The organism is Candidatus Accumulibacter contiguus, from assembly GCF_012940005.1.
Classification (GTDB): domain Bacteria; phylum Pseudomonadota; class Gammaproteobacteria; order Burkholderiales; family Rhodocyclaceae; genus Accumulibacter; species Accumulibacter contiguus.
In genome coordinates this window covers 18,751-31,244 of sequence record NZ_SPMX01000044.1, presented here as the reverse complement: position 1 = coordinate 31,244, position 12,494 = coordinate 18,751, and the positions used below count along the sequence as shown (strand labels likewise).

Here is a 12,494-nt window from a genome sequence, read left to right as displayed (position 1 = left end):
TCGTCGATATTCGGGCGTCCAGGTCGAGTCTTACGCTTCCGCCCACCGCCTTTTTTCGGAGCTTATCCCCCGTCGCCTCTTCCGCTATGTCCAGGTCGGCCAGTCCTTGTCGGATCGTCTTGCGATCGATCTCAAACAACTGCGCGATGTACTGCTGGCCCCCATGCCCTAACTTGTCAGACTCCACCGCCGCGTACCGGCGACGATCCTTTTCCGATAGTCGCCGATAGAATTCCTTCATTCGCCGCTCTACGTCTTCCCGGTAATAGCCCACGCTGCATTCCCTTTGCTGTTTTCAGAACAACCAAGCAAGCAAGTGGCATGCCCGAGCGCACAGTCAAAACGGGAAGTTATTTCGTAGGCGTTCCTTAGTACCCTTATCGAGCAAAGCAAGTTTCATGCTCTGTGATACAAGAGCTTGATGCAAATGGCTATTTATCTTCTTGGGCAGAACTGCTGCTCGATCTGGTGTAAAGAAATTCGACACCGGATCTAGACCGAAGCTTAGTCGGCCATTCGAGCGGGATGTCGCTCCTCCGGTCTGTCTGCGCTTCGCCGCGGGAAAATGCTGCAGAGATTCAGGCGGTATCTTCGCAGGTCGAGCAATCCACCTGGAACAGCGCGCGGTCGTCCAGGCGCACGGCCGTCAGGTGACGACCCCAGAAACAACCGGAATCGAGGGCCAGCAGGTTGGGCTCGATCCTCAGTCCGAGTGCCGACCAATGGCCAATCACGACAACGTCATTGGCACTGAGCCTGCCGGGAACTTCAAACCATGGCAGTTGGCCAGGCGGGGCATCGGCCAGCTCGCCCTTGGTCTTGAATTCCATGACTCCTGCGGGCGAACAGAAGCGCATCCGGGTCATCGCGTTGACAATCACCCGCAGGCGCGGCCAGCCCTGCAGGTCTTCGTGCCACGCCGCCGGTTCGCTGCCCCACAGATTGGCCAGAAAATCCTGGTGAGCGGGACCGGTGAGCGCTGCCTCGACCTCTGCCGCCAGCGCACGTGCCTGGGCGACGGTCCATTGTGGTAAGAGTCCGGCATGCACCATGCAGAACTCGCCTTCGCAGTGGCACAGCGGTCGATGCCGCAGCCAGTCCAGCAGGTCTGCACAGTCGGGGGCATTGAGGATCTCGTCGAGCGTATCGCCTTTGCTGCGCCTGCCGGATCCTGCGGCCACCATTAGCAGATAGAGGTCGTGATTGCCGAGGACGGTGACTGCGGCGGTGCCAAGATCGCGCACGAAGCGCAAGGTGTCGAGTGAGTGCGGACCACGGTTGACCAGATCGCCGACCAGCCACAGGCGGTCGTTTGCTGGGTCGAAACGGCACTTCTTCAGCAGATGCTGCAGCGATTCGAAGCAGCCCTGAATGTCTCCGATTGCGTAGGTCGCCATGCTCGGTGATCAGACGGTTGCGTGTTGCTGCCAGCGCCAGGCATCGGCGCACATCTGCTCGATGCCGCGGCGGGCTTGCCATCCGAGCAGGTCGGCGGCGAGCTGCGGGTCAGCGTAGCAGGTTGCCACGTCGCCCGGCCGTCGCGGCACCCGTGCGTAGGGCACTGGCCGACCGCTGGCGGCTGCGAAGGCGCGCACCATGTCGAGGACCGAGTAGCCGCAGCCGGTGCCGAGATTGACGGTCAGCAGGCCGCCCTTGTCGAGCAGGTAGTTCAGTGCCGCGAGGTGACCTTCGACGAGATCCATCACGTGAATGTAATCGCGTACTCCGGTGCCGTCAGGCGTCGGATAATCGCTGCCGAAAACACTCAACTGCGGGCGTTTGCCTGCGGCCACCTGGGCTACGTAGGGCAGGAGATTATTGGGAACACCATTCGGTTCCTCGCCAATCAGGCCGCTTTCGTGCGCGCCGACAGGATTGAAATAGCGCAGGCGAGCAATCCGCCATGCGCAGTCGGCGTGCGCCAGATCGGCGAGGATGTCTTCAATCATCAGCTTGCTGGCACCATAGGGATTGGTCGCCGAACGCGGGAAGTCTTCGCGGATCGGTACCGAAGCCGGGTCGCCGTAGACCGTGGCGGAAGAACTGAAAATCAGGGTCTTCACTGCCGCCTCGGCCATCGCCTCGCAGAGCGCGATGGCGCCGCCGACGTTGCAGTCATAATATCGTAAAGGCTGCGCGACCGACTCGCCGACGGCCTTCAGGCCGGCGAAGTGAATTACCGCATCGACCGGTGCCGCAGCAAAGACCGATCGCAACAGCTCGTGGTCACGGACATCGCCCTGGAAGAAGAGCGGCCGTTGCCCGGCAATCTGTGCCACACGATCGAGCACTTCATAGCGGCTGTTCGAGAGATTATCGACAACGGTCACGGTGTGGCCCGCGGCGAGCAATGCGACACAGGCATGCGATCCGATATAGCCGGTACCACCAGTGACCAGGATGTTCATCCGCCAGCTTTCCAGGAGTCTGCTTTCATGGTGGGCATTGCGCATCGATAATCGTTGGCCGTATCAGACAACACAATGCCCCAGGCAATCCCTGCTTACGGAGAAACGAGGAATTCGTCGCGGTGCCGTTGCTCTGATTCCAGGCGGGTCAGCCAGTTTGGCGCCTTGCCGCGACCCGACCAGGTTTCACCATTCGGGCCGCGGTATTTGACGGCCACCGGTGCCCGGACCTTTCCGACAACTATTCCCATTGCTCCCATCTTGAAGCCAAGGTCTGCCGCCGTCAAACCGTACTCGGCAATCAATCGCTTCACCTGACTGATCGCTTCCGACAACTCTGCCTGCCGAGCTTCTTCGATCTGTTTTTCCAGCATCGCACGTTGTGCGAGCAGTTCCTTATAACTTGCCATATCCTACTCCTCGAGAAAAAAACGTCTTATACACCAACGCCGGATAATTGCAATAGGCGGTCAGGTGTTTGTCAAGCTGAATGGTCGATGATTCGTGTTCTCAACGTAAAACCATTCCGGCGATACTGCAAATAGTCCACTCATTTAGCAGCAAAATCGTATTTTACGGCGAGAATCCTGTCTGCCTGGATGATAAAACACAGATGTAATTCTCTGAACGGAAATAATGCGGAATAAGGTCGGAGCTATTGCCCGGAATCGTAGCGCAGATGCCGGTAGCGGCCGGCATGGAAAATCAACGGCTCGCCAGCCTCGCTGCGGGCGAAACGCTGGACGCGACCAAGGAATATCAGGTGGTCACCGCCCGGATAATGTGCCTCGTTGCTGCACTCGAACCACGCCGAGCAGCCCTCGATGAGTGGTATGCCGGCCAGTCCTGCCGTGACGTCGAGCGTGCCAAAACGATCCTCGTCACGGCTGGCAAAACAGTCCGAGATGGCCTGCTGACCGGCGGACAGGACATTAACGGCGTAATGGCCGGCTTGGCGGAAGGCTTCGAGTCGGGGCGAGTCGCATGCGAGGCTCCACAGGATCAAGGGCGGGTCCAGGGAAACGGCGTTGAAGGAGCTGATGGTTACACCGATCGGCTGACCGTCTGCCGCCAGGGTCGTCAGCACGGTGACGCCGGTGGCAAAGCTGCCCAGCGCGTCACGAAAGTCGCGGCAGACCAGATCCCTTGCCGCCGGCGCACGACCAGTACCTCTGTCTGGCAGCTGGGTCGACACTGCTTCCGGACATTCCGGAGAGCCAGTCGGGAGGCGCATCAGGCGATCCGGACGCATGATTCAGGCGTGTTAAGATTCAATGTTGGTAAAATGATCCTTGAGTTCCGCGATGCCACTGACCCAGCTGATGCCTGTACAAAACCCATCGCAAGCTTTTGTACGCACTCTCGTCGGTTTGCTGCACGCGACAGTGTGCTCGCTGCCGACAATCAGGCCAAAGGTGCAATTATCTCCGCGCAGCTTGCGCATGTCGAGATGATTCTGGAGCAACGCCATTTGCGCTTTCTCGTACGGATATTTACCGAGACGTCCGCAGGGGATTATCTCCGGAAATTGTCGACCATCGCCGGCGTGTCCTGGAAGCCTCGGCCAGTCCCGCTGCCGGCGGCTCCAGACTGCTCAGTGCATGGCTGACGCTCGGCCGGAAGACAGACCGAGCTTCTCGATGCGGGTGATTCGCTGGCAGATGGCGAATGGTCGCCACGATCTGCCCTGGCAACAGACGCGTGACGCGTATCGCATCTGGTTATCGGAAACCATGCTGCAGCAAACCCGGGTGCAGACCGTGATTCCTTATTACGCCCGCTTTCTCGCGTGTTTTCCCACGCTTGAAGCGCTGGCCGAAGCACCTCTCGAAAGCGTGCTCGAATTATGGTCCGGACTCGGCTATTATGCGCGGGCCCGCAATCTGCATCGCTGCGCGAAAACCATCGTTACCGAGCGCGCCGGGAAGTTCTCTGCCGATCCCGTCGAGACTGCGGGCTTGCCGGGAATCGGCCGCTCTACCGCTGCGGCGATCAGCGTCTTCGCCTTTGGTCGTCGGGCCGCGATCCTCGACGGTAATGTCAAACGTGTACTGGCGCGCTGCTTCGGGGTCGCAAGTGGCGATTCACCGGCACAGCAGGAACGCTCGATGTGGGCGCTGGCCGAAGTGCTGCTCCCGGAAAACGACATCGAAGCCTACACACAAGGCATGATGGATCTCGGAGCGACGATTTGCCTTCGCAGCAAGCCTGTTTGCGACGCTTGTCCGCTACAGCCAGTCTGTGTCGCTTGCCGGGAGGGCAGACAAGCCGAACTGCCCAGGCCGACACCGAGAAAAGCACTGCCGGAACGGACGACAAGCGTCCTGCTGCTCAGCGACGGCCGCCGCGTGTTTCTCGAACGCCGCCCACCGAGTGGTATCTGGGGTGGTTTGCTGTGCTTGCCCGAAGCGATCAGCGAGTCGGCCACAAGCTTTGCCCGACGCCAGGGCTGTCGGCTGCTGGGCACGCAGGCGCTGCCACCGATTACGCATGCGTTTACCCATTTTCGTCTGACCCTCCAGGTACTGCGCTGCGATGTCGAGGTGATCAGCCTGCAGGCCAGGGAAAACGGGTGCGAGTGGCTGCCCCTGGACGATGTCGCTGGTGCGGCATTGCCGACGCCGATCAAGAAGCTGCTGCTGTCCCTTGATCGCTGACCCTGGTCAGTTCGCCTGCCTGAGCGAATGCTTGCCGGTCAGCACCCGCCCCGGTTCAGGAGTTGTTCGAAGGCCTCGATGGGCAGGGGGCGGCTGAAGAGAAAACCCTGGTAGCCGTGACAGCCATGGTTTTCAAGAAACTGGCGCTGCGCCTCGTTTTCGACCCCCTCGGCCAGCACCTTGAGACCGAGGCTGCTGCCCATGGTGACGATGGTTTGCGCGATCACCGCATCGCTCTGGTTGTCGGGGAGTCTGCTGACAAAGGCCCGATCGATCTTGAGCTGGTCGAGCGGCAAACGTGTCAGGTAAGACAGTGACGAATAACCGGTGCCGAAGTCGTCCATCGAGAAGCTGACGCCGAACTGCTTGATGACGTTCATTTTGGCGATCGTGTCGGCCACGTTGTCCAGCACCAGGCTCTCGGTCAGTTCGAGTTTCAGGCGCAGCGGGTCGGCGCCGCTGCGTTCGATGACCTTTCGGAGTTGATCGACGAAATCGGCCTGGCGGAACTGGCGTGCGCTGACATTGACCGCCAGTTGTAGATCGCATGTCCGTGCCTCGACGGACCAGGCCTGGAGTTGCGCGCAGGCAGTTTCCAGCACCCACTGCCCGATCGGTACGATCAGCCCGGTATCTTCGGCGATCGGGATGAATCGGTTGGGTGGGACCAGGCCGTGCTCGGGATGCTGCCAGCGCAGCAGCGCTTCGGCAGCAAAAACGCGGCGCAGGTCATCGATCTGTGGCTGGTAATGCAGGACGAACTGGTTTTTCTGCAATGCCAGATGCAGATCTTCTTCGAGCTGTCGCCGGTCGCTGGCGGCCTGGTTCATGCTCGCGGTAAAAAACTGCATGTTGTTGCGCCCGGCTGATTTGGCGTGATACATCGCCGCATCGGCATTGCGCATGAGAATATCGACGCTTTCCCCGTCGCCGGGGAATACGGCGATGCCGATGCTCGAGGTGGTGTGCAGTCTCTGTCCGTCGAGGTGATAGGGTTGCGACAGGGCCCTGAGGATTTTTCCGGCGACTCGTTCGGCGGCCATGGCATCAGCGCCGGTCAGGACGACGACGAACTCGTCACCGCCCAGGCGGGCCACCACATCGCTTTCGCGCACGCTCGCCATCAACCGTTTCGAAACTTCCAGCAGCAGCGAATCGCCAACGTGGTGACCGAGAGTGTCGTTGATATTCTTGAAACGATCGAGATCGAGAAACATCACCGCCAGCGGGCGGTGCAGGCTGTCACGTCGTGCCGCGGCCAGGGCCTGCTCGAGCCGGCCCTGCAGGTTGGAGCGGTTGGGCAGATCGGTCAGGGTATCGAAATGCGCGAGGTGGCTGATCTTTTCCTCGGCCGCCTTGCGCTCGGAGATGTCGACGAAGCTGCCGATGTAGTGTTCAATGTTGCCGTCGGATCCGCAGATGGTCGAGATCGACAGCCATTTCGGGTAGACGCTGCCATCCTTGCGACGGTCCCAGATCTCGCCCTGCCAGTGGCCGCTGCTGTTGATCGACTGCCACATGGCGTGGTACGCCTCCGGAGGCGAGCGCCCCGACGACAACAGGCGCGGGTTCTCGCCGCGTACCTCGTCGGCGGCATAGCCGGTGAGGCGACAGAAGGCCTTGTTGACCTCCAGGATGCGGTTGTCGCGGTCGCTGACCATGATCGCTTCGGCGCTGTGTTCGAATACTCCGGCCAGCAGACGCAAGCGGGTTTCCGTGACGTGACGATCGCTGATGTCTTCCTTCACGGCCAGGTAATGCGTTACCTCGCCGTGATCGCCAAATACCGGCGAAATGCTCGTCTGCTCCCAGAACAATTCGCCGTTCTTGCGCCGGTTGTGCAGAATCCCGTTCCATACCTTACCTTCGAGCAGGGTTTGCCACATTTGCTGATAGGTTTCGGGAGGGGTTTCCCCGGATTTCAGGAAGCGCGTGTTCTGGCCAATGGCTTCGCTCCGGGAAAAACCCGTCACCTGGGTAAAGCTGGGATTGACGTACTCGATCTCGCCATTGCGACTGGTGATGACAATGGCCACCGGACTATACTCGACCGCCTGCAGCAGAAGCCGCGATACCTGTTCGGCCTGCCGACGTTCGGAGATGTCGGCGAGCACGTTGGCGATGATCGGCGTTTCGCCGGCGGCGTTGCGGACGACGAACAGGGTGTGTATGGCCGGGATGCTGCGCCCGTCCAGCGAAGACAATTCCAGCTCACCTGTCCACTGGCCCGCCTGGAGAACCGCCGGCAGCACTTCCTCCCGTAATCTTCGGCGGTTCTCTCCGGTATAGAACTGATTGAACGAATAATCGTTGTACGCGGCGTTCGCCGGCAGGTCGAGCAGGCGGCGCAGCGCCGGGTTGGCATAGGTCATGGTCCCGTCGGGATGCGCCATGCCGATGCCCTGGCCGGCGTTTTCTACCAGGCGTTCGAATATCTGGAGTCGCTTGCCGTTGTCGCGTTGCTGCCGTTCGCTGTCGACCAGGTCGGCGACGACCTGTGCCTCGCGTGCTTCACTTCGCCACAGACGCAGCAGCAGCGCGGCAAATAGCGCGAGCAGCAGGAAACCGCAAGCGCCCACCACCCGCGCGCGTGTTCGCCAGCCGGCGAGGACATCGTCGAAGCTGACGCCGATGATGAAATAGAAAGGGTAGTGTTCGAGCCGGTGAAAGCTGTAAATCCGTTGCACGCCGTCGGTCTGGGAGGCGAAGTGCAAGGTTCCCGTCCTGTCGCCGCGGGCCATCGGCGGTCGAAGCGGATGACCCGGATCGAGTTCCTGGTTCATCTTGCCTGGCACCGATGGCCAGCGCACGACCTGCCGGTGATCGTCGCTGCGGCGAAACGAGATGATGCCATTGCTGCCGACATCGACCGAGCGAAATATTTCCACCTGGCGATCGAGGTCGAGCACTGCGGTGACGATGCCGAGAAAAACGCCATGCGGATCCTGCAGTGCGCGGGCGATGATCAGGCTGGGCCGGCCTGTGGTGCGCGAAACGATCACTTCGGAGAACATCAGGCCGGACTGCGGCTGGTTTTGCAGGAAGCGAAAGTAATCTCGGTCGGCGACATTGGTGGGTGCCGTATGGGCCCCATCCGAGCTGTACCGCAGATCGCCGCTGCGGTCGAAAACCCGCAGACCGGCCAGATCATCGAAATGCAGCAGGTGTGAGTCGAGTTCGTCGTTCAGTTGCGCAGCGTAGGCGCTGGACGCCTGCCCGGCCAGGGCCTGCGCCGGGAGGCTACGGCTTAATCCCTGCAGGATGGCATCGGTACGACGCAGCGTGGCGTCCAGTCGCGTCTCGAAGATTGCTGCGTAGTTGCGGGTTTTGGTTTCGGCATCGACGATTTGCTCCTGGTAGTTCAACCATAGTTGGTAAGCCAGCAGTTGCAGGACGCAGAGGACAAGCAGAGCCAGGCCAAGCAGCAGTGTCCGGCGCTGTCTGCGGTCGGGAATGGGTGTCTTTTCCGGGATCATCGGGGAATACTGCAAGACTTTGCCGTTGAAGGCAAGGATGCGCCCTGGGAGTGATCGGCTTGCGGGCGGACGCGGGTCTCCTGTCCGCTCAGGAAAGGTGGGCAGGTGGAGGCGCGGCGCCGATCCTGCCGATTGCCCAGCGTCCAAAGCCGACGCCACAGGCCAGCGTCACGAATGCTGCCGTCCAGCCGGCCTGCAGGCTGCGGCCGAAGGCATCGAGGGCGACACCAAAGGCGATCGGTCCGATGCAGGCGCCGGCAAAGCCGATCGACGAATACAGCGCGAGTGCCGTGCCACGTTTTTCGGGAGAGGTTTCGGTGAGCAGGCCGGCCGTCAGCGCGGCCGAATCGAGATTCATGCTCGCCGCGTAGACCAGCAGCAAGGGCAGCAGCAGGCGGCTCGACTGGCCGCCCGAGAAGCCGACGACAATCGCCAGAACGCCAGACAAAGGCATCACGGTTTGCAGCCAGCGAGCGCGTCCCCAGCGCTGCGCGCCTTCATTGCCGAGGATGCTCGCGGGTACCGCGAGGAAGGTCGCGAGTGCGGCAATCAATCCCGGCATCGCCGTCCAGGAATCGGGTGTGCGGGCATGCGTCCAGGTCAGGTAGGCGACCAGCCAGGCCCGGAAGCCGAAGAGCTCCCAATTGTGACCGAAATAGCCGCCACAGAATGCCAGGATGCGTCGATCGCCCACGACGCTTCGCCAGTGGCTGCGCCCGATCTGCGTCGCCATCAGGGGTTTGCCCGGCGCGATGCCGCGCCAGACCAGCAGCATCGACAGTGCCGCACAAACCGCAGCGATGGCGAACAGCCAGGGCCATGGCAGCCGTCCCTGCAGCAGTCCGATCCAGAGATACGACAGCCCGGCGCCGACGCCGAAAGTGGCGGTGTAGAATGCGGTGCCCCGCGCTTGTACAGCGACCGGCAGCCGATCCGTCAGCGCCTTGAGGCCCGGCATGTAGGTCCCGGCCAGGCCCAGGCCGGCAAGCCACCACCAGCCCAGGCCGCTCGCCAGACCGTCGGCGAAGCTCGCGAAGCCGGCCAGCGCGAGCGCGCTCACGGTCGCGCCGGCCAGGTAGATGCGCCGCGCGTCGATGCGATCGGTCAGGCTGACCAGTACGGGTACGGCGAGGATGTAGCCGAGGAAAAAGATGCCGCCCAGCCAGCCGCCTGCGGTCGCCGACAAGAACCAGCGTTGCGAAAGTTGTGGCAACAGCGACGGCACCAGCGCGAAGCCGGCCATCAGCAATGCCTCGGCGATGCAGAAGGTGAGTACCAGCGCGGCCGAAGAGCGTTCGCCAGCCATCATTTAGCAGGCGGATCTGGTCATGGGGCAGCCGGCGTGTCTCCCCAGCGCTGCAGCAGCGCATGGCGCACGTGCAGTTGGTCAAGAATACGCGCCACCACGAAATCGATGAGGTCCTCGACTCGCTGCGGATGCTGATAAAAGCCCGGGTTGGGAGGCAGGATCACGGCTCCCGCCCTTGCCAGACGCAACATGTTTTCGAGATGAATCACCGACAGCGGTGTCTCACGCGGCACCAGGATCAGCTTGCGGCCTTCCTTGATGACCACGTCGGCGGCCCGTTCGATCAGCTTGCTGGCCAGCCCCTGGGCGATCGCCGCGAGAGTTCCCATCGAACACGGGCAGATGACCATGGCGTCGGGCGGATTGGAGCCGCTGGCGAGCGGCGCAAACCATTCTTCACGGCCATAGACTTCGAGTCGGCCAGGTAAGTCGCGGTAGCGTTCCTCCAGGCTGGCGCGTGCCTCGCTGGCGCGCGCCGGCAAGTCGAGCCTCATCTCCTGCCGGGCGACGATCTGCGCAACCTGCGAGTAAAGAAGCTGGACCCGGCAGCCGGCGGCGAGCAGGCATTCGAGCAAGCGCACGCCGTAAGGCATGCCGGAGGCGCCGGTGAAGGCCAGGCAGACGGTTTCAGGCATGGTCGACCTCCGGTTGTTTGGCCGGCAATTCTTCGAGCAGGCGGACTGCAATCAGGCCGTTGATGATCCCGAAGACGAGTGCCGCCAGCGTAAAGAAAGGAAGCAGCACAAACAGGCCATCATGAGGAACCAGCCACAGCCGTGCCAGCAGCAGTTGCCCACTGATATGCGCAAAGGCGGCCAGGATGCTCCAGCTGACCGGCCCGAAGCAGCGGTGCGGCAGGCGCACGGCCAGCGCCAGCGTCAGCAGGCTGCACAGCGCGCCGCTGAGGCTCATGAAAAATCCGGGTGACAGAAAGTAGCCCAGCAGCAGGCTGCCGGCGAAGACACGCAGGCCGCTCACCCAGGCGGCCGCAACCCAGCCGTAGCGCGCCAGAACGATCAGCGTGACGATATTGGCGAGGCCCGGCTTGACGCCTGGCAAGGGCATCGGGATGGCCGCGTCGATCAGCGACAGGCCGATCGCTGCGGCCGCGAGCTGTGCGATGCGGTGGTCCTCGGGCGTCGTGTGCAGCGTGATCAGCCGCTGGCGATCAGGCATCACTGGCCGTCGTCACGGTGCCTGCCCGGTTCCGGCATGCTCAAGGTTCCGAGATGGCGCGGCCGCGCGAGATGAAGGCGACCGAATAGCCTGCCTGAAACTTGGAATGCAGGGCCTCGATGGTCGGTGGCGAGACGGGCGTGGCCGCTTCCCACTTGATCGCATAATTGGCTCCGGAACCGCCGGCGTTCTCGCGCAGTTCGATGAACAGTTCGAAGGTGCCAAATGGGGGAATCACCCTGGGTGTCGGCACCGAGTTGCGAATCAGGGCGCCCTCGGTATTGTAGTAAGGTGCCGCGACGACCCGGATCGGGTGGTTGGGGTCGGTATTGCGGACGCTGACCAGGACCGACAACAGGGTGTTGTCGGCCCGGCCCGAAGAAGTCACATTGCCGTGCCGAATCTCGGAGTAGATCGGCACATAGACCGTTTGCCCGCGGGTGGGTGGTTCGATTCCTTCGGCGAGTGCCGCTGCCATCGCGCAGGCGAAGGTCAGCGTCGCCGCCAGTCGGCAGTTGCCAGCGCAAGCGAGGCGGCGGGAAGGCGAGGAGGTGGCATTCATGACAGGCTCCTTGAGGGGATCGTCGGATTGGCGATGCCGTTGTGCAAGCCGGAATCGCCCGACAAGGCAGAGAAACGGTGTTGATGTAAAAGTCGCGTCAGCGACTCACGAATCTCCCCTCCCCACTTGCGGGGGAGGGGTCGGGGGAGAGGGAAACGGTCATGACTTTCATGATCGGGGGTGCCTGGAAAAGTCATGACCGTTAGATCTCAGACGAGTCGCACGCAGATCTCGCCGACGCCGGCGACGCCGGCTTCGAGCACATCGCCACGCAGCACCGTCGAAACGCCCGCCGGGGTGCCGGTGAAAATCAGGTCTCCCGCGGCGAGAGTCACGTAGGTCGACAGGTTGGCGATGACTTCTGCGACTTTCCACGACATCTGTTCGAGGTCACCATTCTGCCGCAGTTGGCCATTGACCTTGAGCCAGATCGAACCGTGGGCCGGATGTCCGACGGTCGCCAGGGGATGGATCGCAGCGATTGGCGCGCTCTGGTCGAACCCTTTGCCCATGTCCCAAGGGTGGCCCTTGTCCCTGGCGCGTAGCTGCAGATCACGCCGGGTCAGATCAAGACCGACTGCGTAGCCATAGACGCAGTCGAGCGCCTGTGCCGGATCGATATTGGCGCCACCAGCGGCCAGCGCAACGACCAGTTCGACCTCGTGCTGAAGATTGCCGGTGGCTGGCGGATAGGCGACATCCCCGCCGCCCGGCACCAGCGCATCGCTGGGCTTGCTGAAGAAGAAAGGCGGTTCGCGGCCATCGGCACCCATCTCCGCCGCATGATCGGCGTAATTGCGGCCGACGCAGTAGACGCGGCGGACCGGGAAAAGGGTGTTGCCGCCGGCAACGGGAACGCTGACCGGTGGTGGGGGTGGAAAGACGTAGTTCATGGCAGCTCCTTGT

13 protein-coding genes are annotated in these 12,494 nt (G+C 62.1%); 2 read left to right on the top strand and 11 right to left on the bottom strand.

Annotation, left to right across the window (positions count from 1 at the left end; all coding sequences use genetic code 11):
* From E4Q08_RS15440 to E4Q08_RS15420, 5 genes are all read right to left on the bottom strand, one after another.
* The coding region (locus E4Q08_RS15440) for a hypothetical protein (protein WP_169071035.1) at positions 1-274 on the bottom strand (274 nt) is incomplete at its 3' end.
* A gap of 304 nt (positions 275-578) precedes the next feature.
* A complete protein-coding gene (locus E4Q08_RS15435) occupies positions 579-1,397 on the bottom strand; it encodes a symmetrical bis(5'-nucleosyl)-tetraphosphatase (protein WP_169071034.1) in 819 nt (272 codons plus the stop codon).
* Positions 1,398-1,406: 9 nt separating this feature from the next.
* A complete protein-coding gene (gene galE, locus E4Q08_RS15430) occupies positions 1,407-2,408 on the bottom strand; it encodes a UDP-glucose 4-epimerase GalE (RefSeq protein ID WP_169071033.1) in 1,002 nt (333 codons plus the stop codon).
* A gap of 95 nt (positions 2,409-2,503) precedes the next feature.
* Positions 2,504-2,818, bottom strand: coding sequence for an H-NS histone family protein (locus tag E4Q08_RS15425; RefSeq protein ID WP_034916245.1), 315 nt, complete (start codon positions 2,816-2,818; stop codon positions 2,504-2,506).
* 245 nt (positions 2,819-3,063) lie between these two features.
* The gene (locus tag E4Q08_RS15420; RefSeq protein WP_169071032.1) at positions 3,064-3,642 is read right to left on the bottom strand and encodes a flavin reductase family protein; all 579 of its coding nucleotides are present in this window, start codon (positions 3,640-3,642) and stop codon (positions 3,064-3,066) included.
* A gap of 27 nt (positions 3,643-3,669) precedes the next feature.
* On the opposite strand from E4Q08_RS15420, the gene E4Q08_RS15415 reads away from it, so the two are divergent.
* Positions 3,670-4,017 carry a hypothetical protein gene (locus E4Q08_RS15415; RefSeq protein WP_169071031.1) on the top strand — a complete coding sequence of 116 codons (348 nt, stop codon included), beginning with the start codon at positions 3,670-3,672 and terminating at the stop codon, positions 4,015-4,017.
* A complete protein-coding gene (gene mutY / locus E4Q08_RS15410; RefSeq protein ID WP_034916249.1) occupies positions 4,010-5,065 on the top strand; it encodes an A/G-specific adenine glycosylase in 1,056 nt (351 codons plus the stop codon). The genes E4Q08_RS15415 and mutY overlap by 8 nt, the downstream gene beginning before the upstream one ends.
* 38 nt (positions 5,066-5,103) lie before the next feature.
* On the opposite strand, the gene E4Q08_RS15405 is transcribed toward mutY, so the two are convergent.
* The 6 genes from E4Q08_RS15405 to E4Q08_RS15380 all read right to left on the bottom strand — a co-directional run bounded on the left by E4Q08_RS15405 (position 5,104) and on the right by E4Q08_RS15380 (position 12,481).
* On the bottom strand, positions 5,104-8,541 hold the full coding sequence (locus E4Q08_RS15405) for an EAL domain-containing protein (RefSeq protein ID WP_169071030.1): 3,438 nt from the start codon (positions 8,539-8,541) through the stop codon (positions 5,104-5,106).
* 88 nt (positions 8,542-8,629) lie between these two features.
* Positions 8,630-9,850, bottom strand: a complete 1,221-nt coding sequence (locus E4Q08_RS15400; RefSeq protein ID WP_248594943.1) for an MFS transporter — start codon at positions 9,848-9,850, stop codon at positions 8,630-8,632.
* 17 nt (positions 9,851-9,867) lie between these two features.
* Positions 9,868-10,485, bottom strand: coding sequence for a flavin prenyltransferase UbiX (locus E4Q08_RS15395; protein ID WP_169071029.1), 618 nt, complete (start codon positions 10,483-10,485; stop codon positions 9,868-9,870).
* Positions 10,478-11,026, bottom strand: a complete 549-nt coding sequence (locus tag E4Q08_RS15390) for a Gx transporter family protein (protein ID WP_169071028.1) — start codon at positions 11,024-11,026, stop codon at positions 10,478-10,480. Before E4Q08_RS15390 ends, E4Q08_RS15395 begins: the two co-directional genes overlap by 8 nt.
* Before the next feature lie 40 nt (positions 11,027-11,066).
* Positions 11,067-11,588: a DUF3124 domain-containing protein gene (locus E4Q08_RS15385; RefSeq protein WP_169071027.1), complete on the bottom strand. Its 522-nt coding sequence runs from the start codon at positions 11,586-11,588 to the stop codon at positions 11,067-11,069.
* Between the two features lie 209 nt (positions 11,589-11,797).
* Positions 11,798-12,481, bottom strand: coding sequence for a fumarylacetoacetate hydrolase family protein (locus E4Q08_RS15380; RefSeq protein ID WP_169071026.1), 684 nt, complete (start codon positions 12,479-12,481; stop codon positions 11,798-11,800).
* Positions 12,482-12,494: the final 13 nt, after the last annotated feature.